Raw genomic sequence first — 20,611 nt, forward strand, 5'->3', positions numbered from 1 at the left:
CAGGTCGGCGGACCTCGAAAGAAACCCTCAGTCAGTCCCCTCTCCCTCCGGGAGAGGGTTAGGGTGAGGGGCTTTTGACCTTAGTGTCCTGAAGCAGCCGGCCCGGCCTTCGCCGCAAACGGCGGCTTCGCCAGCCACACAATCAGAATCAGCCCCATAAAGCCCCAGCCCAACAACGTGAAGTAATCCACGGTGGAGAGCATGTACGCCTGACTGGTGAGGATCTGATCCATCTGCGCATAAGCCGATTGGCTCGCGCCGCCTAAATGGTTCAAGGTCTCGCGGGTCGCCGGTTCGAAGGTGCTGATGCTTTCGCTCATGTACGCATGATGCTGATCGGCGCGGCGGATCCAGATCCAGGTGGTCAACGATGCCGCAAAGCTGCCGCCCAAGGTGCGCAGGAAGGTCGCCAGGCCTGCGCCGTCGGCGATCTGGCTCGGTGGCAGGTCGGACATCAGGATGCTCAGGGTCGGCATGAAAAACAGCGCAACGCCGATACCCATGAACAGCTGCACCAGGGCGATGTGCTGGAAGTCCACCTCGTTGGTGAACTCGGCGCGCATGAAGCAGCTCAGGCCAATCGCGAGGAACGCCAGACCGGCCAGCAGGCGCAGGTCGAACTTGTTCGCGTACTTGCCGACAAATGGCGACAACAGCACCGGCAGAATCCCGATCGGCGCCACCGCCAGACCGGCCCAGGTCGCGGTGTAACCCATCTGGGTTTGCAGCCACTGCGGCAGGATCAGGTTGATGCCGAAGAAACCGGCGTATCCAAGGACCAGCACCAGCGTGCCGATGCGGAAGTTGCGATGGGCGAACAGGCGCAGGTTGACCACCGGGTTCTGGTCGGTCATTTCCCAGATGACGAACACCGCCAGGGCGATCACCGAAATCGCCGCACCGATGATGATGAAGTTCGATTCGAACCAGTCCAGGTCATTGCCCTTGTCGAGGATCACCTGCAACGCGCCGACGCCGATGATCAGCGTGATCAGACCGACGTAGTCCATCGGCTGCCGACTGGTCTCCACCGGACGCTTGGCCAGTTGCGAGCGCACCACCATCACCGCAAAGATGCCGATCGGTACGTTGATGAAGAAGATCCACGGCCAGCTGTAGCTGTCAGTGATCCAGCCACCGAGAATCGGACCTGCAATTGGCGCGACCACCGTGACCATCGCCAGCAACGCCAGGGCCATCCCGCGCCTCGCGGGGGGATAGACCGCAATCAACAGGGTTTGCGTCATCGGATACAGCGGCCCGGCGACCAGGCCCTGCAGCACGCGGAAACCGATCAGTTCCGGCATCGAGGTGGAGATGCCGCAGAGAAACGAGGCCAGCACGAACAGAATCGTGGCCCAGAGAAACAGCTTCACCTCGCCGAAACGCCGACTGAGCCAACCGGTCAGCGGCAGCGCGATGGCGTTGCTCACGGCGAACGAGGTGATCACCCAGGTGCCCTGCTCCGAACTCACCCCAAGGTTGCCGGAGATGGTCGGCAGGGCCACGTTGGCAATGGTGGTGTCGAGCACTTGCATGAACGTCGCCAGCGACAGGCCGATGGTGCTGAGCAACAGGCTGGGCGGCGTGAAAGAGGCGTTATTGCTCATTGTGAATCCTATGAAACCGGGTTGACGCTATGGAGCGTGCCTGTTGTGGCGAGGGAGCTTGCTCCCTCGCCACAAAAGCCCGCACCTGAAGGATGTGACCTTAGCGTTGCGCGGTCTTGCTCACCGCAGCGCTGTTGTCGTGGATCAGTTGCGCAATCATCGCGTCGGCCTCAGCCAGCTGGCGGTCGTAGACGTTGGTGCTGAACGAGGCCTTTTGCGGCGGTTGCTGGGCCAGCACCGGGCCGCTCTGGTCGTGCAGGTTCACTTCAACGTTGGTCGACAGACCGACCCGCAACGGATGCTTGGCCAGTTCTTCGGCGTTGATGTGAATCCGCACCGGCACACGCTGCACGATTTTGATCCAGTTACCGGTGGCGTTCTGCGCTGGCAACAGAGCGAACGCGCTGCCGGTACCGGCGCCGAGGCTGTCGACGGTGCCGCTGTACTTCACGCTGCTGCCGTAGATGTCGGACTCGATGTCCACCGGTTGGCCAATGCGCATGTCACGCAGCTGGGTTTCCTTGAAGTTGGCGTCGATCCACAGTTGATCCAGCGGAATCACCGCCATCAGCGCGGTGCCTGGCTGTACGCGCTGACCGAGCTGCACAGTGCGCTTGGCGACGTAACCGGTAACCGGCGCGATCAGGGTGCTGCGGGCGTTGGTCAGGTACGCCTGACGCAGATCCGCTGCGGCGGACATCACGTCCGGATGCGACGAAACCACGGTGTCATCGACCAGCGCGCTGGTGGTTTTCAGTTGTTGTTTGGCGTTGGCCAGGGCGTTTTGCGCCGAGGTCAGATCGTCGCGGGCGTGGGACAGTTCTTCCTGGGAAATCGCCCCGCCAGCAGCGAGGTTTTTCCGCCGGTTGTAGTTGTCCTGAGCCTTCTGCACTTCAGCCTGTTGCGCGTTGACCTGGGCTTTCATGCCGTCAACGTTGCTGTACAGGCCGCGCACCTGACGCACGGTGCGCGCCAGTTTCGCCTGGGCACTTTGCAGGCCGACTTCGGCGTCGTTCGGGTCAAAGTTGATCAGCACCTGACCTTCGTGAACCAGATCACCATCGTCAGCGCCAATGCTGACCACGGTGCCGGTGACCAGCGGGGTGATCTCGACCACGTTGCCGTTGACGTAGGCGTCGTCAGTGCTTTCGTTGAAGCGCCCGATGAATTCGTGATACGCCCACACGCCAGCCCCGGCGAGCAGGGCCAAGACGGCCAGCACCAGCAGCATGAATTTGCGCTTGCGTGGATTGCCAGTGTCGGGAGTGTTGGCTTGAGTTTGGGTGTTTTCGGCAGTGGCCATGACAAATACCTGAATTAGTTGTGCGACGTGGCTGGGGTGGCGTTGGCTGCGGTCAGGGTTTCACCCTGAAAGCCGCCGCCCAGCGCTTGCATCAGTTGAATCGACAGGTCGATCTGCTCGGCATTGAGGTTGGCCAGCTGACGCTGGGCCTGTAGCAATTGCTGCTCGATGCTGAGCACGTCCAGGTAGTTGCCGATGCCGGAACCGTAACGCTGGACGACGGTGTTGTAAGAATCCTGAGCAATCTCGGTGGCGTGTTGCTGCGCGCCGATCTGCCGGCCGATGTCACGCAACTGGTTGATCGTGTCGCTGACATCACCGAGGGCTTTCACCAGGCTTTTGTTGTACTGCGCCACCGCCAGATCGTAATCGGCGTCGCGCGCATCGAGGTTGGCGCGCAGGCGCCCGCCGTCGAAGATCGGCACCGAAATGGTCGGGGCGATGCTGAAGAAGCGACTGGCCGACCCGAACATCGCGTCACCCAACAAGGATTCGGCACCGGCCGAAGCCGTGAGGTTCAAGTTGGGATAGAAGCGGGTTTTCGCCGAGTCGATGTCTTTGCTCGCCGCCTCTACGCGCCAGCGCGCAGCGACCAGATCCGGACGCCGACCGAGCAGCTCTGCCGGCAGCACCGACGGCACCGCCACGGCGCTGGCTTGCAGGACTTTCGGTCGAGCAATTTCGTTGCCGCGATCCGGGCCTTTGCCAAGCAGTACGGCCAAGGCGATTTTCGCGCTGTTCAGACGTTTTTCAGCGTCGATCAGGCTGGCTTCGGAACTGGCCTCAAGGCTTTGGGTTTGCTGGAACTGGTACTGGCTGTCGATCCCGGCACTCAAGCGGCGCTGGCTCAGATCGAGCATCTGTTTGGTGCGTTTGAGGTCTTCGTTGGCCAGGTCATAAACGATGTGCGCCTGCCCCAGATCGCTGTAGGCGCGGGCCACGTCGGCGGCGAGGGTCAATTGCGCGGCCTGACGGTCGACTTCGGCAGCGCGAGCCTGACCGAGTGCAGCTTCCCAGGCATCACGCTGGCCGCCCCACAGGTCGAAGTTGTAATTGAAACCGGCGCTGACGTTACGCACGGTGGCGTAGGCATCGCCCTGCCCGCGCGGGTCCTGATCCTTGGCCAGCCGCGAACGGCTGATACCGGCGCTGGCGTCGAGGGTCGGATAACGTTCGGCATCGGCGGCATACGCGGCGGCGCTGGCCTGATGGGCGCGGGCGGCAGCGATCTGCATGTCCGGGCTGTCGTGCAGCGCTTCGCGGATCAGCCCGTCGAGTTGTGGATCGCCAAGGCTGGTCCACCAGTCGCTCTGCGGCCATGCCGCCGGCGACAGAGTCACGCCGTTGAGGGACTGGCTGGCGTTGAGGCTTTTCGCATCGAGGTTTTGGCCTTGAGTGTCGAGGCCGCTGTAGTTGGCGCAACCGGCGAGGATCATCGCCGACAGCAGCAGGGTCAGGCTGCTGCGCAAGGTTTTACCGCTCATTATGTTCACCTAAGCGCTGGATCGTGATCGGGTCACCGGCTGCCAGCAGGATTTTCTTGAGGATGTATTCCAGGGTTTTCAGCTCTTCACGAGAGATGGCGCCGGCCAGTTCATTCATCGCATCGGCGCCGATGTAGGGCAGGCGATCGGCCAGTTGCTGGCCCTGCTCGGTGAGCTTGAGCTGCACCTGACGGCGATCGCCTTCGCTGCGTTGGCGAACCAGGAAACCTTTCTGCTCCAGACGATCGAGCATGCGCGTCATCGAACCGCTGTCCAGCGACAGGTGCCGGCACAGCTCGGCCGGCGTGTCGACGCCGTACTGGGCCATGATGATCAACACCTTGAACTGCGCGGCGGTGATGCCGTGGGGTTCCATGTGGGTGTCGATGATCCGGTCCTTGAGCAACGCGGCGCGGCCCAGCAACAGGCCGAGATGGCAATGTTTGAATTCGTCCGGGGTGAAATGCTTCATGTGCTCACCTAATAACTGCCTAGGCAGTGAATGTATGTCGAGATGTTACTGCCTAGGCAGCGAATGTCAACGCAATAGTTAGGTTGCTTTGTAATTAGTTGACCAACGGACTGGGTTTTTGTGTTGCACAGGCGGACGCCTTCGCGAGCAGGCTCGCTCCCACAGGATCTCCGGGCGACGCAAATTTTGCGTCTGATGGAAATCCCCTGTGGGAGCGAGCCTGCTCGCGAAGGCCGCGCCTCGGTTCAAATAAACAGGTGCGCTCTAGAAATCGCGCTTGTAGAAGATATCCAGCGAACTGGCGACACCGCTGGCCGCTTCGACATAAACCTTCTTGCTCAGCTTGTAACGCAGCGCAATGGTGTTGGCCGGTTCGAACACGCCAACGCCGTAACGCAAACTGAGTTTCTCGGAGATGTTGCCGCTGGCGACCACGCTGGTGGTGTTGCCGCTGCCCTGGGTATCGAGCTGGAAGTCCTGAATCCCCAGGTCCTTGGCCAGACTGCTGGTGACCCCGGAGCTGCCCATCAAGCCCAGGCCCAACGCCGCTTGCGCGAGCATGTTGTTGTCTTCGCCGTTGGTGCTCAGCGGACGCCCGAGCACCAGATACGACAACGCCTGTTCCTGGCTCATGGCCGGTTCGGAGAAGATCTGCGTGGTCGGTTGCTCGGCACTGCCGCTCAGGCGAATACCGGCGATCACGTCGTCGGTCTGGCGAATCGCCTCGATGTCCAGGTACGGCTGATCGATCGGGCCGGCAAACAACAGTCGCGCACGGCGCACGTTCAGGCGCTGGCCGTAGGCGCGGTAACGACCGTCGTTGAGCCACAGCTCGCCACGGGTGTCCATGTTGTCGCCGATGTGCACGTGACCTTGCAGGTTGGCGGTCAGGCCGAACCCGGCGAAGCTCAGTTTGTCTTCGCCGACCACCACGTCGATGTCCATCTTCATGGCCAGCGGTGGTTTGCCCTCTTCGGTCTGTGCCCCGACGATGATCGTGTCGTCGGACACTTTCACCGTCGATGGCGGCAGTTCGCGCACAGTGATTTCGCCTCGAGGCACCTGGACCTTGCCGGCAATCTTCAGCTCATCGCCGGCCATGGATATCTTCAGGTCTGGCGCCACTTCCAGTTTGGCGTAAGGCTCGACGGTCACCGGCAGTTGCGTGCCTTTGAGCGCGACATCGACCATCAGCGCCTGCCCCCAGGCGACATTGCCGTTGAGGCTGCCCTGGCCGGTCTGGCCGCTTTTCCAGCCGCCGTCCAGCCGTACCGATTCCCCGGCAATCACCGCTTGCAGTTGCAGGTCCTTGAGCTCCATCGGCAGCTCGGGGCCGGACACTTCACCGTCACTGAGTTTGACCGTGCCGTTGACCAGCGGCGCCAGCAGCCCGCCGGAAATCGTGCCGCTGCCGTTCAGGCGCCCGGTGAGTTTCTCGACCATCGGTACAAACGGCCGCGCCACCGAAAGGTCCAGCCCGCTGAGACGGAAAGAGCCGCTCAACGGTTTGTTTTTCGGCAGCGGATTGAGCTGCGCCTGCACCATCAACTCGCCGAGTTTGCCGCCGACGAAGTTGAGTTCGGTGTCCACCCGCTTGGGGGTGAGTTTGCTGGTGAGCTTCAGGGTCTGGTACGGGAAGTCCAGCCACTGATCCTTTTCTTTCATGCGCAAGGTGCCGCCGCTGGCGTCGATGCTGACCACGCCATTGGGGCCGCTGGCCGGCAGATCCAATTGCAGATCGGCGTTGAGCCTGCCTTGCCAGGCAAAGTCTTTCGGCAACCACTGCGCGAGGCTTTCGATCGGGAACTGCTTGAGGTGGTAACGCAGTTTCGGCTCCGGCAGCAGGCGCTGATCTTCGCCGCACAGACTGGCATTGCCGGACATCCAGCAATGCGCGCCGAAGTTGATCTTGCCGTCAGCGAGGCGTTCGAGTCTGGCCGGGTTCTGCAGTTTCCAGTCCTGGCCGCCGGCCTGAATATCGCCGCTGGCCAAACGACCGCGCCAGTTACCCTGGTCCAGATTGCCGTCCAGACCGAGGGCCAGTTTCAGCTTCGGCCCGAGCAGGTCGAGGTTGAGTTTCTGCTGCTTGATGTCGCCTTGGGCGCTGGCGGTCAGCACACCGAGGTTGGTGTCACCGGCCTGAATGCCGCTGCCCTTGAGGTCGATCTTTGCCCGTTGCGCACTGTCGAGCGTGGCATCGAGATTGAGGCTTTGCAGACGATTGTCCTGAAACGCCAGTTGCGAACCTTGCAGGCCGAGCTTGCCTTGCGGTGCGTTCAGCGTACCGGCGACATTGACCAGCCCCGTGACCTGCCCGCGCAGCTGCGGCCAGAGCTGGGCCAGGCGCGTCAGCTTGATGTCGATCTGCCCGGTCAGTTTCTGTTGCAGGCTGCCCTTGCCGCTGATGCTGTTATCGCCGAGGCGGATTTGCAGGGCGTTGAGGTTCCACTGCTCGCCGGCGCCGTCCGCCTTGGCCTGGAGGATCGCCGGTTGCCCGCGCAATTTGCCTTTGAGGTCGAGGTCGGCGGTGAGGCTCAGGCGTTCGTTCTTCATTTCGCCTTTGCTGCGCAATGGCCCGGCCAACGTGCCCGGCAACTCCGCAACCCAGTACGCCGGGTTCAGCGCTGACAGATCCAGCGCCGTGTCCCAGGCGATGCCATCGGCGAACTGCACATTCACATGCCCTTCAGCCTTGCCCTGCCCGGCTTCCATCTTCAATTGCGGCAAGGCGATCTGTTTCAGACTGCCGCTGAACGGACTGCTGAGGCTGAATGCGCCCGCCGGACCGTCCAGTGCGGCGGCGAAGTTACCGATGTACTGACCGTCGGTGTAGGAGACTTCGCCAGTGAAGGTGCGCAAGGCGACTTGGGGTTCATCGATTTCGTTATAGAGCCGATGCCACGGAAAGTCCTGCCAGTTGATGTTGGCTTGGGCGCTGAGGCCTTTGCTCCAGTCAACACTGCCGGTGAGTTTGAGGCTTTGTTTGTCGTTGGCCGTCAGGTCGAGGCCGGCAATCTGCGCGCCATTGGCGTCGACTTTGCCTGTAAGCAGCAACGCCACCGGGCCTTTGTCGGCGGGCAGCGTGGCGTTGCCGTTTAACTGGTAACCGTTTTTCAGATCGCCTTCGCCGGTCAAGACCAGTTGATTGAGTTGCAGGGTGTCCGGCAGATCGGCGCTGGGTTTGAATGCCTCGGAGGTGATGCGCACCTTGGCCGGCAGGTTTTCCGCCAGCGGTTGCAGTTCGCCGCTCAACTGGCCGTCGAGGTAACCGTGGCTGTCGGCGTGCAGGTTGAGGGTTTTCAGCAGATCGCCGTCAACCTTCAGCGCCAGCGTCCAGGGGCCGGTGCCCGGTGACGGCAGGGTCAGGTCGCCGGCAATGTTCAGCGGCCAGTCGCCAGTCGGCTGCAATAGACCGGAAAGGTTCAGGCTCAGATCGTCGCGCTGCAATTTCACGCTGTCGATCTGCATGCCCTGGACGGTCCAGTGCGCCGCCAGTTGCAGGCCCTTGAGCTGCTCGCTGCCGTTGAACAGCAGGCTGCCGACTTGTACGTCGCCGAGTTCGATGGCCACCGGCAGTTGCAGATCCGGCAGTTTGATCGGGCCGCTGTCGGTGGTTTCCTCACTCGGCGGAAATTGCAGAATCACCTGATCGGCCTTGAGCTGTTCGATGCACAGGGTCATGCGCGTCAGGCACAGCGGCGACCAGGCGAAAATCGGCTTGTTCAGCTCGACGCGACTGCTGTCCTGCTGCCACAGCAGATGATCGGCGCTCCATTGGCCACCGAGACGCCCCTGGAAATTCTCCACGCTCAAACCCGGCACCAGGCTCAGCGCCCAACGGCTGCCGGCCTGCGTCCCGAGTACGGCTGCGATGCTCAATACAACCAACAGCACCAGCGTCAACAACGCCAGTGCCGCTATTTTCAAACCACGCTTCACAGCTCAGGCCCCATGGAAAAGTGCAGCCGGATGCCGCCGTCGTCGTCCAGCGCGTGAGCCAGGTCGAGGCGGATCGGCCCCACCGGCGAGACCCAGCGCACACCGATACCGACCCCGGTCTTGAGGTTCGGCAGTTCGAGTTTGTTGAAGGAGTTACCCTGGTCGACGAAGGTCGCGACTCGCCACTTCTCGGCAATCGAATATTGATACTCGACGCTGCCGGCGACCATGTAACGCCCGCCGATGCGGTCGCCCTTGGCGTTTTCCGGGGACAGGCTCTGGTAGTCGTAACCGCGCACGCTCTGATCGCCACCGGCGAAGAAACGCAGCGACGGCGGTACCGAGTTGTAACCGTTGGTGGCGCTGCCACCGACCTGCACCCGGCCGAGGAAGCGGTGGTTGTCGAACACTGTGGTCAGGCCTTTGATCAACGCCGTGCCATAAAGCAGGTTGTTGTCGGAGCCGAGGCCTTCCTTCGCCACTTTGCTTTCAAAGGTCAGGCGATAGCCGTTGTGCGGGTCGATGCGGTTGTCACTTTTGAGGTACGAATAGCTGATGCCAGGCATCAACAAGGTGCTCAGGCCGGAGTCGTCGCCGAGCTGATATTCCTCGCGCTGCCATTTCAGCGAGATCACCCGCTGCCAGCCGCTGGGCAACTTGCTGTGCCATTCCGGGCCGAAGGTCAGCAGCTTGCTCAGGGTGTCGGAGCCGTCGATGTCTTCGTATTGATAACCACCGGCCCAGCGCAATTTATCGGTCAACGGCGGGTCGAGCGGGATGTCGTAGAACAGCCCGACGTTTTGCCGTGGCGCCGACAGTTCGGCCTCCCAACCGTAGCTGTCGCCCTGCGGGTTGACCCAGTGGCGCGTCCAGTTGGCCTTGATCCGAGGGCCGACGTCGGTGGAATAACCGAGGCCCAGGCCCATGGTGCGCGGCTTGCGTGTGTCGAGTTTGACGTCGACCGGGATCACGTCGTTTTTCGCCGCCGTCGGTGCGGCATCGACGCGCACGCCTTCGAAATAGCCGCTCGATTGCAGGTCGCGGTTGAGTTCGGCGATCAACTCGGAGTCATACGGGTCGCCGGCCTTGAACGGCACCATGCGTTGCAGCAGGTCTTCGTCGAACGGCGTGTCGCCCTCGAAACTGACGCTGCCCAGCGCATAACGCGGGCCGCTGTCGTAGATCAATTCAACGTCGGCCACCCCGGCACGCGGGTCGACCAACAGTTTCTGGCTGGTGAAATGGCCACTGAAAAAGCCGAAGCGCGAGGCTTGGTTCTGGATCAGGCGTTTGGCGTCTTCATAACGCCCATGGTTGAGCACGGCGCCGGACTTGAGCGTGTCACTGCTCGGCACACGAAAGGATTTGAGGGAGGCGGCAGGGCCGTCGACGCGGATGGTGACGTTGCGCAGACGAATAGGCTCGCCGGGATCGATGTTCAGCACCAGGCGCGGTTTATCACCGCCCTTCACATCGCTGTCGATCTGCGGCTGGTAATAACCCAAGGCTTGCGCGGCTTTGCGCGCCTGCTCCTCGGCCCCGCGACTGAAGCGCAGCAAGGCTTGTTCGTCACGATCGCCGAGGCTGCCGATATAGCCTTCTATATTGGCCTTGAGTTCGTCGTTGGACGGTTTGATCCGCACGTCCAATTCACTTTGCGCCAGCGCCGCGCAGCTGGTTAACAGCAGGAGCACGCCACTGGTAAATCTTCCTGGAAACTTCATAGGCGCGGATGCTATCACGGGCTTGGGAGCGTGATAGAACAGGAAATTTCCGAAGAAGTTCGATTGCTATGCTGTTGCAGTTTGTAACACCTGCGGATTGGCGTGGAAAAACACGTGTTCACGCACCGGGCCGACGGCCACTTCGCCAATCTCCTCATAACCCTGACGTTTGTAGAATTCCAGGTAACGCGGGTTCCCGGTATCGAGTACGACGCCTTGCGAGGTTTCGTCCACCGCGCACCAGTTGTGCACGGCCGTCAACAGCTGCTCGCCAAAGTGTTTGCCCTGAAACTGCGGGTGGATTCCCAGCAGCGGCAACATGTGCACCGAATCGCTGGGCACGCACGCCGCCACCGCATCGTGATAGGCCAGATAACGCCGGGTGCAACGGAAGCCGGTGCTGAGCACCATGCGCAGGCGCCACGCCCAGCTCTCGGTGATTCCCAGACGCCGTTGCGGCGGCGCAATCAGGGCAATCCCGATCAGGCGGTCGTTGACCAGCAGACCGATGGCTGGCAGGTCCTGCAGGAAATGCTGCTTGACCAGCTCACGCACCGTGGCCCGTACGCGCTGCTCGTAGCCCGGCCGCTCGGCCTCGAACAAGTAACCGAAGGTCGGCTCGTGGCGGTACGCCTGATACAGCAACGATCGGGCTTCGCGCGAGTAACCGCGGTCGAGCATGTGGATGTCGGCGATGGCAGTCTGGGTTTCAGGCATGACGGTGATTCTCCCCCGGGGCGCAGCGCAAATGACTGCGCTCTTGTTGGTACGAACCTCTTGCAGGTGGCGCAGTTCCCCACAGGTATAGACCAACTCCGGATCTTCATCGACCGGGCGGGCCTCATCGCTGGCAAGCCAGCTCCCACAGTGCCTGCGTCGCACACAAAATATGTGAACACCATTGAACCTGTGGGAGCTGGCTTGCCAGCGATGGGGCCCCTACTGACAGCACACATCTGACAGAACACAGGGAATCTGCTTACCCCACACTGGCCCCCATCCCACATGTCAGCTAGCATCGCCCTTTTGCCAGGACTGCCGACCATGAAGATCGTTTCCTTCAACATCAACGGACTGCGCGCCCGTCCGCATCAGCTGGCAGCGCTGATCGAAAAGCATCAGCCGGACGTGATCGGCCTGCAGGAAACCAAGGTCCACGACGACCAATTTCCGTTGGAAGAAGTGCGTGCGCTGGGTTATCACGTTTATTTCCACGGTCAGAAAGGCCATTACGGCGTTGCCCTGCTTTCGCGCAGTGAGCCAATCGCGATTCACAAAGGCTTCGCCAGCGATGAAGAAGACGCCCAGCGCCGCTTTATCTGGGGCACCTTCGCCGACGCCAATGGCGTACCGGTGACCATCATGAACGGCTACTTCCCGCAGGGCGAAAGCCGCGACCATCCAACCAAGTTCCCGGCCAAGCAGCGCTTCTACAGCGACCTGCAAACCCTGCTGGAAAGCCAGTTCCACAACGAACAGCCGCTGGTGGTGATGGGCGATGTGAACATTTCCCCGGAAGACAGCGACATCGGCATTGGCCCGGACAACATGAAGCGCTGGTTAAAAACCGGCAAATGCAGCTTCCTGCCGGAAGAACGTGAATGGATGGCCCGCCTGAAAAACTGGGGCCTGACTGACAGCTTCCGCCACCTCAACCCGGACGTGACCGACATGTTCAGCTGGTTCGACTACCGCAGCCGCGGGTTTGAGGATGAGCCGAAACGTGGCCTGCGCATCGATGTGATCCTCGCCTCCCATGGCTTGCTGCCACGGGTCAAGGATGCGGGCGTGGACTATGAACTGCGCGGAATGGAAAAGCCGTCGGATCATGCGCCGATCTGGCTGGAACTGGCCTGACCTTCGAATCGCCTGAAATCCCCTGTGGGAGCGAGCTTGCTCGCGAATGCGGAGTGTCAGTCACCCGATGTGTTTCTGATGAACCGCATTCGCGAGCAAGCTCGCTCCCACAGTTTCATCGGTGTCATGTTTTGGTCATGCACCTGACTTAATCTCCCCGGCAATCCCCTTGGCCTGATTCGGTGCCGGCATGACCCTGCGTGTTCTGTTCGCTTTTCTGTCGAGTGCATGGCTGACGGTCAGTGCCGCCACCCTGCCCGTCCCCGAAAACGGCCCGGCATTGCGCATTCAGGGTTCCAACACCATCGGCGCCGATCTCGGCCCGGCGCTGGTCGAAGGTTTTCTGCAAGAGCAGGGTCTGCTGAAGATTCACCGCGAAAACCCCGACAACGCCAACGAACAACACATCGTGGCTCAGACTGCGCAAGGCCAACGGGTGGTGATTGAAGTCGCCGCCCACGGTTCCAGCACCGGGTTCACCGCACTGAAAACCGCCAGCGCCGACCTCGCCGCCTCCTCACGCCCGATCAAGGACAGCGAACTGCTCGACCTGCAAACGCTCGGCGACCTGAAAAGCGCTGAGGCCGAGCAAGTGATCGCCATCGACGGCCTGGCGATCATCCTTCACCCCGGCAACCCCCTGCAGCAACTGGACACCGAGCAACTGGCGCGGATCTTCGCCGGTGAGGTGAAAACCTGGGAAGACCTCGGCGGGCACGGCGGATCGATTCATTTATATGCGCGGGATGATCAGTCCGGCACCTACGACACGTTCAAGGAACTGGTGCTGGGTCGTCGTGGGAAACACCTTAGCTCCAGTGCGAAACGCTTCGAATCCAGCGAGCAATTGTCCGATGCGGTGAGCAACGATCCGCAAGGCATCGGTTTCATCGGCCTGCCGTATGTGCGCCAGGCCAAAGCCGTGGCCATCGCTGACGGCGCATCGCAATCGATGTTGCCGCTCAACAGCCTGATTGCCACCGAGGACTATCCGCTGTCGCGGCGCCTGTTCTTTTATTTGCCGCCCAGCAACCAGAATCCGTGGGCATCGGCGCTGGTGGCGTTTGCGCAAAGCCCACAGGGCCAGAAGATTGTCGCGGCCACCGGTTTCATCAGCCAGACCGTGCACGCGATGACCGTCACCCCGAATGCGCTGATGCCCGAGGGTTATCAATCCCTCAGCCGCCATGCCCAGCGTCTGACGGTGAACTTCCGTTTCGAGGAAGGCAGCGCCAGCCTCGACAACAAGGCGCAGCAGGATCTGGCGCGAGTGCTCGACTATATAAAGCGCCACGCCAAGACCGAGCGCGCGGTGACGCTGGTGGGGTTTGGTGACGAGAAAGACGATCCGGCCCGCGCCGACCTGCTGTCGAAACTGCGGGCGATGGCGGTGCGTCGCGAACTGGTGAGAAACGGCGTGGTGATGCGCGAGGTGCGCGGGTTTGGCGCGTTGATGCCGGTGGCGGCGAACAGTGCGGATGAAGGCAGGATCAAGAATCGGCGGGTTGAGGTTTGGGTGTACTGAATCTGATGTTGATGTGTTGAACCTGCTTACGTCATCGCTGGCAAGCCAGCTCCCACAGAGATTTCCAGTGAACACAAAGTTTGTGAACACCAAACAAACCTGTGGGAGCTGGCTTGCCAGCGATGAACGATGACGCGGTACTGGATCAGCGCTCGCTGCGCAGCATTTCCTTCGGCACATACTTGCCGATCTCGAACTTGCCAATCGCCGCGCGGTGCACTTCGTCCGGGCCGTCGGCCAGGCGCAGGGTGCGTTGCATGGCATACATGTAGGCCAGCGGGAAATCGTTCGACACCCCGGCCCCGCCATGGATCTGGATCGCCCGGTCGATCACCCGCAGCGCGACGTTCGGCGCGACAACCTTGATCTGTGCGATCTCGCTCTTCGCCACTTTGTTGCCCACGGTGTCCATCATGTACGCCGCTTTCAGGGTCAGCAGGCGCGCCATGTCGATTTCCATCCGCGAATCGGCGATCTTGTCGACGTTACCGCCCAGACGCGCCAGCGGTTTGCCGAATGCAGTGCGACTCACCGAACGTTTGCACATCAATTCCAGTGCGCGCTCGGCCATGCCGATCGAACGCATGCAGTGGTGAATCCGCCCTGGGCCGAGGCGACCTTGAGCGATTTCGAAGCCTCTTCCCTCACCGAGCAGGACGTTTTCGTACGGCACGCGCACGTTGTCGAACAGCACTTCGGCGTGGCCGTGCGGTGCATCGTCGTAGCCGAATACCGGCAGCGGGCGGACGATTTTCACCCCGGGGGTGTCGACCGGTACGAGGATCATCGAGTGCTGGGCATGGCGCGGTGCGTCGGGGTTGCTCAGGCCCATGAAGATCAGGATCTTGCAACGCGGATCGCAGGCGCCGGAGGTCCACCACTTCTTGCCGTTGATCACCCACTCGTCGCCATCACGCACGGCACGGGCGGCCATGTTGGTCGCGTCAGACGAGGCCACGTCCGGTTCGGTCATGGCGAACGCCGAGCGGATCTCGCCGCGCAGCAGCGGTTCGAGCCAGCGCTGTTTCTGTTCTTCGTTGGCGTAGCGCACCAGCACTTCCATGTTGCCGGTGTCCGGCGCCGAGCAGTTGAACGGCTCTGGCCCGAGCAGCGAACGGCCCATGATCTCGGCCAGCGGTGCGTATTCGAGGTTGGTCAGGCCGGCGCCGAGTTCCGACTCCGGCAGGAACAGGTTCCACAGACCTTCAGCCTTGGCCTTGGCTTTGAGTTCTTCCATGATCGCGGTCGGCTGCCAGCGATCGCCCTCGGCAACCTGGCGTTCGAACACGGCTTCGGCCGGGTAAACGTAAGTGTCCATGAACGCGGTCACGCGCTCACGCAGTTCTTGCACCTTGGGCGAATAAGCGAAATCCATGAGCAATTACCTTCTATGGGCAGAGGTTGTTCAGATCATGCAATCGATGCTAGAACAGCGCTGATAATTTACCTAGCCTATTCTCGGCGTGTATAAACATTCATCACCGATATATGATCCGCTGATCGTCAGCCCCTAGAACAAGAGAAGCCGCGTTATGAATCTGAGTAAGGTCGACCTCAACCTTTTCATCGTCTTCGACGCGATCTACACCGAAGCCAACCTGACGCGCGCCGGGCAGATTGTCGGCATCACCCAGCCGGCGGTGTCCAACGCGCTGGCGCGGTTGCGCGAGACCTTCAACGATCCACTGTTCGTGCGCACCGCCCAGGGCATGGTGCCGACGCCGATGGCGCAGAACATCATCGGCCCGGTGCGCAACGCGCTGTCGCTGCTGCGGGTGTCGGTGCAGGAGAGCCGGATTTTCAACCCGGCGCAGGCGGTGAAGACTTACCGCATCAGCATGACCGACCTGACGGAGGCGGTGATTCTGCCGCCGCTGTTCCAGCGTTTGCGGCGTCTGGCGCCGACGGTGATCATCGAGAGTTTCCTGTCCAAACGCCGTGAAACCACCAAGGAACTGGCGGCCGGACGTCTGGATTTCGCCGTGGATGCGCCACTCAATACCGATCCGCAAGTGCGTCACGTCAAGCTGATGGAAGACCGTTACGTCTGTGCGATGCGCAAGGGTCATCCGCTGGCGGGCAAGGAAAAACTCAGCCTCGACGATTACCTGTCGCTGACACATATCCACATCTCCAGCCGCCGCAGCGGTCTGGGCTATGTCGATCTGTCCCTGGGGAAAATGGGCATTCAGCGCAAGATCGCCCTGCGCTCGCAGCATTACTTGATGGCGTCGCAGGTCATGCAGCAGACCGATATGGTCATGACCGTGCCCGAGCGTTTTGCCCGGCGCAACGACTTGCATGCGTTCAACCTTCCAGTCAACGACGTGCCGCCGGTGGAGACTCACCTTTACTGGCATGAGAGCACCGACCAGGATCCGGCCAACCGTTGGATGCGCGAGCAGATCATCGAGTTGTGCCAGCAGGTGGCGGCGCAGGAGAAGAAGCTCGATAAGGTGTAAGGCTGGCTACCGCGTTATCGTTCTTCGCGAGCAGGCTCGCTCCCACATGGACTTGTGCACGCCACTGATCCTGTGGGAGCGAGCCTGCTCGCGAAGAGGCCAGCACTGGCGCCACACATTTTTGAACCTTGACGTAAACGTCAACTCGCCATTAGCTTAGCGCCAAGACCTTTTTTCGAGCGCTTTCATGAGCAGCCAGACCTACAGCATTTCCGACCTCGCCCGCGAGCTGGACATCACCACCCGGGCGATCCGCTTTTATGAAGAGCAAGGCCTGCTCAGCCCTGAGCGCCGTGGCCAGGAACGCATCTATTCACCCCGCGACAAGGTCAGCCTGAAGCTGATCCTGCGCGGCAAGCGCATTGGTTTCTCGCTCGCCGAATGCCGCGAGTTGATCGAACTTTACGACCCGTCCAGCGGTAACACCAAACAGCTCAACAGCATGCTGGCGAAAATCAGCGAACGCCGCGAACAGCTTGAACAGCAATTGCTCGACATCGAACAGATGAAGCTGGAGCTCGACACCGCGGAAGAACGCTGCGTGCAGGCGTTGGAACAGACGCTCAAGGGTCAGCAGGCTATTTAACGGAAAAACCTATCCCCCTGTGGGAGCGAGCTCGCTCGCGAATACGGTCCGACTCAAATCTTTCGTCGACTGATCCACCGCTTTCGCGAGCAAGCTCGCTCCCACAAGGGGGCATCCGCAGTCTTTAGATAACTACAGGTCAATCCCATGTCCCTCCCCTCCCAAGTACGCCTGATCGAAGTCGGCCCGCGTGACGGCCTGCAGAACGAAGCCCAACCGATCAGCGTGGCCGACAAGGTGCAACTGGTCGACGCGTTGAGCGCCGCCGGCATCGGCTATATAGAAGTCGGCAGTTTCGTTTCGCCCAAGTGGGTGCCACAGATGGCCGGTTCTGCCGAGGTGTTCGCGCAGATCCAGCGCAAACCCGGCGTGACCTACGGCGCACTGGCGCCGAACCTGCGCGGCTTTGAAGACGCATTGGCTGCCGGTGTGAAAGAAGTCGCGGTGTTCGCTGCGGCGTCCGAGGCATTCTCGCAGCGCAACATCAATTGCTCGATCAGCGAAAGCCTGGCGCGCTTCGCACCGATCATGGAAGCCGCGAAACAGCACGGCGTTACCGTGCGCGGTTACGTCTCCTGCGTGCTGGGTTGCCCTTATGAAGGCGAGGTCGCGCCGGAACAAGTGGCGATGGTTGCGCGGGAACTGTACGCGATGGGCTGCTACGAAGTGTCCCTCGGCGACACCATTGGCACCGGCACTGCCGGCGCAACCCGTCGGCTGTTCGAAGTGGTCTCGGCGCAAGTCCCACGGGACAAACTCGCCGGGCACTTCCACGACACCTACGGCCAGGCGATGGCCAACATCTATGCCAGTCTGCTGGAAGGCATTGCGGTGTTCGACAGCTCCATCGCCGGTCTCGGCGGCTGTCCGTACGCCAAAGGCGCGAGCGGTAACGTCGCCACCGAAGACGTGGTGTACCTGCTCAACGGCCTGGGTATCAAGACCGGTATCGACCTCGACGCCTTGATCGCCGCGGGTCAGCAGATCAGTGCGGTGCTCGGTCGCCCGAGCGGTTCGCGTGTGGCCAAGGCCCGTAACGCCCAGTGAGGGCGAAGGTGTTACCGCGGTGTCTGAAACGTGGGCGTAGTCGAGTAACACGGAAACAAATTGTCTGGTTTTGCCTGAAGGAAAAATCCTTCAAAAATCACAAACCATTGATTTAAAAGGGTTTTAAAAAGTTGGCACGGCTTCTGCTATCTCTATGGCATAACAAGAATAAAAAGCAGCAAACCAATAAAAATAAGACGTACCGACTCTGACATAACAAAAACAACACGGCAGAGACGCAGCTAACAGATTTTTTTGGAGAAGGTGTGCTTTTCAGGGTGTTCCTCGGAATGACCCGCAACCGGGCAGAGAACAATAAAACTACCTTCAGGTAGCTCCCGAATCGGTTGGATCGTTTAACGAGAAAGCAGATCAGCGCTCAAAAAAATACGTTTGCTCTTGACCCCGGATGGGGGTCGCCAAAAACAGCGGTAAAGGGCCACGGTTGCCAAAAACAACAACAGACCGCCCCTCAATAATAAAAAAGAGCACGCGACGACAAAATTAAAGGGGAGCTTCGGCTCCCCTTTGTGCTTTCCGCAATTCCCGAATTCCCTAACATCCCTGTGGGAGCTGGCTTGCCAGCGATAGCGTCAGGTCAGCCAGCATCAATGTTGAATGATCTACCGCAATCGCTGGCAAGCCAGCTCCCACAGGGGTGGTAGCTACCGTTCGATTGTTTTTAACTCCTCGATACTGATCTCGCGCATCCGGAATTTCTGGATCTTGCCCGTCACCGTCATCGGAAACTCTTCGACGAACTTGAAATGCCGCGGCGTCTTGAAGTGCGCAATGCGCTCCTTGCACCACGCTTGCAGCTCTTGTTCGGTGGCATTGTGGCCGGGGTGGAACTTGATCCAGGCGACAATCTCCTCACCGTAACGCGAGCACGGAATGCCGATCACCTGCACATCCGCCACCGCCGGGTGGGTGAAGAAGAACTCTTCCAGTTCGCGCGGGTAAATGTTCTCGCCCCCGCGAATGATCATGTCCTTGTTACGCCCTGCGATATTCACGTAACCCTCATCGTTCATGCTCGCCAGGTCGCCGGTATGCATCCAGCCCGCCTCATCGATGGCTTCGGCGGTGGCTTGCGGGTTGCTCCAATAACCGAGCATCACGCTGTAACCACGGGTGCAGAGTTCGCCGATGGTGCCGCGCGGAACCAGGTTACCGGCCTCGTCGATGATTTTGCTTTCGAGTTGCGGCTGGGTGCGGCCGACGGTGGTCACGCGCAGTTCCAGCTCGTCCGATGGCCCGGTTTGCAGGGAGACAGGGCTGGTTTCGGTCATGCCGTAGGCGATCTGCACCTCGCTCATGTGCATTTCACTGATGACCCGGCGCATCACCTCGATCGGGCAAGTGGCGCCGGCCATGATCCCGGTGCGCAGGATCGATAGATCGAACTCGGCGCGCTGTGGCTGATCAAGCATGGCGATGAACATGGTCGGCACGCCGTACAGCCCGGTGGCCTTTTCTTCGGCGACGGTTTGCAGGGTCAGTAGCGGATCGAACGCGTCATTGGGGTAAATCATCGTACTGGCGTGAGTGATGCAGCCGAGGTTGCCCATGACCATGCCGAAGCAGTGATACAGCGGCACCGGGATCACCAGGCGATCGTCCGGGGTCAGACCGATGCTCTCGCCGACCATGTAACCGTTGTTGAGGATGTTGTAGTGACTGAGGGTCGCGCCCTTGGGGAATCCGGTGGTGCCGGAGGTGTACTGGATGTTGACGGGTTGGTCGAAGTGCAGGCTGTCGCTGCGTTCACGCAATTGTTCGGCAGAGACAATGGCGGCCAGATCTGCCAGTTGCGACCACGGGAGAAAACCCGAAGGTGGCTGCGGATCGAGGCTTATCAACCCGCGCAGCTCCGGCAGGCGCTCGCTGTGCAGTTCGCCGATGGATTGCTGGGCCAGTTCCGGCAGCAAGCCTTGCAACATGCCGTGATAGTTCGAAGATTTGAAGGCACCGGCGCAGACCAGCCATTGGCAACCGGACTGCTTGAGCACGTATTCCAGTTCGGAGCTGCGGTAGGCCGGGTTGATGTTGACCAGGATCACGCCGATCTTCGCGGTGGCGAACTGTGTAATGCACCATTGCGCGCCATTCGGCGCCCAGATGCCAAGTCGGTCACCGGCCTGCAAACCCAACGCCAGCAGCGCTCTGGCATGAACGTCTACCGCGTCGGCCAGTTGCCGCCAGGTGTAACGCAGCTGCTGATGACGCACCACCAGCGCCTCGCCGTCCGGGTACTGCGCGACGGTCTCGTCGAACTTCTGCCCGATGGTCATCGTCAGCAAGGCTTTGTCCTGTGAGCCTCGGGTATAGCTGCGCTGCGGGTTTGCACTGGGTTGATCCATGACGACCCCTATTGTCTTTATTAGTGGGTTTACCGGATTGTCCCCCCTGTGGGAGCGAGCTTGCTCGCGAAGAGGCCATCTGATTCGACATCCCTGTCGACTGGCCTGACGCCTTCGCGAGCAAGCTCGCTCCCACATGGGACAGTCCACTTTCAATCCTGAGGTGCCCTTACTCTCGCTCAAGTTGACGTTAACGTAAAGGGTGATTGACAGCCAACCATCGCAGGCTTACGTTAACG

14 protein-coding genes are annotated in these 20,611 nt (G+C 60.8%); 5 read left to right on the plus strand and 9 right to left on the minus strand.

What is annotated here, in order from left to right:
• Positions 1–80: 80 nt before the first annotated feature.
• The 7 genes from B1722_RS24120 to B1722_RS24150 form a co-directional block, all read right to left on the minus strand.
• Positions 81–1,610, minus strand: a complete 1,530-nt coding sequence (locus B1722_RS24120) for a DHA2 family efflux MFS transporter permease subunit (protein ID WP_086794606.1) — start codon at positions 1,608–1,610, stop codon at positions 81–83.
• A 100-nt stretch (positions 1,611–1,710) separates the two neighbouring features.
• Positions 1,711–2,913 carry an efflux RND transporter periplasmic adaptor subunit gene (locus B1722_RS24125; protein WP_086794608.1) on the minus strand — a complete coding sequence of 401 codons (1,203 nt, stop codon included), beginning with the start codon at positions 2,911–2,913 and terminating at the stop codon, positions 1,711–1,713.
• Between the two features lie 14 nt (positions 2,914–2,927).
• Positions 2,928–4,397, minus strand: a complete 1,470-nt coding sequence (locus tag B1722_RS24130; RefSeq protein WP_086794610.1) for an efflux transporter outer membrane subunit — start codon at positions 4,395–4,397, stop codon at positions 2,928–2,930.
• Positions 4,387–4,869, minus strand: a complete 483-nt coding sequence (locus B1722_RS24135) for a MarR family winged helix-turn-helix transcriptional regulator (protein ID WP_041073261.1) — start codon at positions 4,867–4,869, stop codon at positions 4,387–4,389. Before B1722_RS24135 ends, B1722_RS24130 begins: the two co-directional genes overlap by 11 nt.
• Positions 4,870–5,133: 264 nt before the next feature.
• Positions 5,134–8,808, minus strand: a complete 3,675-nt coding sequence (locus B1722_RS24140) for a translocation/assembly module TamB domain-containing protein (RefSeq protein ID WP_086794612.1) — start codon at positions 8,806–8,808, stop codon at positions 5,134–5,136.
• The gene (locus tag B1722_RS24145) at positions 8,805–10,532 is read right to left on the minus strand and encodes an autotransporter assembly complex family protein (protein ID WP_086794614.1); all 1,728 of its coding nucleotides are present in this window, start codon (positions 10,530–10,532) and stop codon (positions 8,805–8,807) included. Before B1722_RS24145 ends, B1722_RS24140 begins: the two co-directional genes overlap by 4 nt.
• Positions 10,533–10,598: 66 nt before the next feature.
• Positions 10,599–11,249, minus strand: coding sequence for an N-acetyltransferase (locus tag B1722_RS24150; protein ID WP_086794616.1), 651 nt, complete (start codon positions 11,247–11,249; stop codon positions 10,599–10,601).
• A 327-nt stretch (positions 11,250–11,576) separates the two neighbouring features.
• Between B1722_RS24150 and xthA the strand changes: the two genes are divergently transcribed.
• Complete coding sequence (gene xthA, locus B1722_RS24155) at positions 11,577–12,389, plus strand: exodeoxyribonuclease III (RefSeq protein ID WP_047291671.1); 813 nt, start codon at positions 11,577–11,579, stop codon at positions 12,387–12,389.
• 190 nt (positions 12,390–12,579) lie between these two features.
• The gene (locus tag B1722_RS24160; RefSeq protein WP_086794618.1) at positions 12,580–13,914 is read left to right on the plus strand and encodes a substrate-binding domain-containing protein; all 1,335 of its coding nucleotides are present in this window, start codon (positions 12,580–12,582) and stop codon (positions 13,912–13,914) included.
• Positions 13,915–14,059: 145 nt separating this feature from the next.
• On the opposite strand, the gene B1722_RS24165 is transcribed toward B1722_RS24160, so the two are convergent.
• Positions 14,060–15,289 (minus strand): acyl-CoA dehydrogenase, encoded by a 1,230-nt coding sequence (locus tag B1722_RS24165; RefSeq protein ID WP_041075051.1) that lies wholly within the window; start codon positions 15,287–15,289, stop codon positions 14,060–14,062.
• 157 nt (positions 15,290–15,446) lie between these two features.
• Between B1722_RS24165 and B1722_RS24170 the strand changes: the two genes are divergently transcribed.
• The 3 genes from B1722_RS24170 (at position 15,447) to B1722_RS24180 (ending at position 18,009) form a co-directional block, all read left to right on the plus strand.
• Positions 15,447–16,376, plus strand: coding sequence for a LysR family transcriptional regulator (locus B1722_RS24170; protein WP_041075049.1), 930 nt, complete (start codon positions 15,447–15,449; stop codon positions 16,374–16,376).
• 187 nt (positions 16,377–16,563) lie between these two features.
• Positions 16,564–16,962 carry a MerR family DNA-binding transcriptional regulator gene (locus B1722_RS24175; protein ID WP_041075047.1) on the plus strand — a complete coding sequence of 133 codons (399 nt, stop codon included), beginning with the start codon at positions 16,564–16,566 and terminating at the stop codon, positions 16,960–16,962.
• A 147-nt stretch (positions 16,963–17,109) separates the two neighbouring features.
• Positions 17,110–18,009 carry a hydroxymethylglutaryl-CoA lyase gene (locus B1722_RS24180; protein WP_086794620.1) on the plus strand — a complete coding sequence of 300 codons (900 nt, stop codon included), beginning with the start codon at positions 17,110–17,112 and terminating at the stop codon, positions 18,007–18,009.
• Between the two features lie 665 nt (positions 18,010–18,674).
• Here the strand turns inward: B1722_RS24180 and B1722_RS24185 are convergent.
• A complete protein-coding gene (locus tag B1722_RS24185; protein WP_086794622.1) occupies positions 18,675–20,372 on the minus strand; it encodes an AMP-binding protein in 1,698 nt (565 codons plus the stop codon).
• Positions 20,373–20,611 lie beyond the last annotated feature (239 nt).

This window comes from Pseudomonas sp. SCPG-7 (assembly GCF_002156405.1).
Classification (GTDB): Bacteria; Pseudomonadota; Gammaproteobacteria; order Pseudomonadales; family Pseudomonadaceae; genus Aquipseudomonas; species Aquipseudomonas parakoreensis.

Bases quoted from the DNA above. Each gene is read 5' to 3' on its own strand.
- xthA (WP_047291671.1), top strand. From the start codon at position 11,577: ATGAAGATCGTTTCCTTCAACATCAACGGACTGCGCGCCCGTCCGCAT.
- B1722_RS24160 (WP_086794618.1), top strand. From the start codon at position 12,580: ATGACCCTGCGTGTTCTGTTCGCTTTTCTGTCGAGTGCATGGCTGACG.
- B1722_RS24145 (WP_086794614.1), bottom strand. From the start codon at position 10,532: ATGAAGTTTCCAGGAAGATTTACCAGTGGCGTGCTCCTGCTGTTAACC.
- B1722_RS24130 (WP_086794610.1), bottom strand. From the start codon at position 4,397: ATGAGCGGTAAAACCTTGCGCAGCAGCCTGACCCTGCTGCTGTCGGCG.
- B1722_RS24125 (WP_086794608.1), bottom strand. From the start codon at position 2,913: ATGGCCACTGCCGAAAACACCCAAACTCAAGCCAACACTCCCGACACT.
- B1722_RS24185 (WP_086794622.1), bottom strand. From the start codon at position 20,372: ATGGATCAACCCAGTGCAAACCCGCAGCGCAGCTATACCCGAGGCTCA.
- B1722_RS24120 (WP_086794606.1), bottom strand. From the start codon at position 1,610: ATGAGCAATAACGCCTCTTTCACGCCGCCCAGCCTGTTGCTCAGCACC.
- B1722_RS24135 (WP_041073261.1), bottom strand. From the start codon at position 4,869: ATGAAGCATTTCACCCCGGACGAATTCAAACATTGCCATCTCGGCCTG.
- B1722_RS24165 (WP_041075051.1), bottom strand. From the start codon at position 15,289: ATGGATTTCGCTTATTCGCCCAAGGTGCAAGAACTGCGTGAGCGCGTG.
- B1722_RS24170 (WP_041075049.1), top strand. From the start codon at position 15,447: ATGAATCTGAGTAAGGTCGACCTCAACCTTTTCATCGTCTTCGACGCG.
- B1722_RS24180 (WP_086794620.1), top strand. From the start codon at position 17,110: ATGTCCCTCCCCTCCCAAGTACGCCTGATCGAAGTCGGCCCGCGTGAC.
- B1722_RS24175 (WP_041075047.1), top strand. From the start codon at position 16,564: ATGAGCAGCCAGACCTACAGCATTTCCGACCTCGCCCGCGAGCTGGAC.
- B1722_RS24150 (WP_086794616.1), bottom strand. From the start codon at position 11,249: ATGCCTGAAACCCAGACTGCCATCGCCGACATCCACATGCTCGACCGC.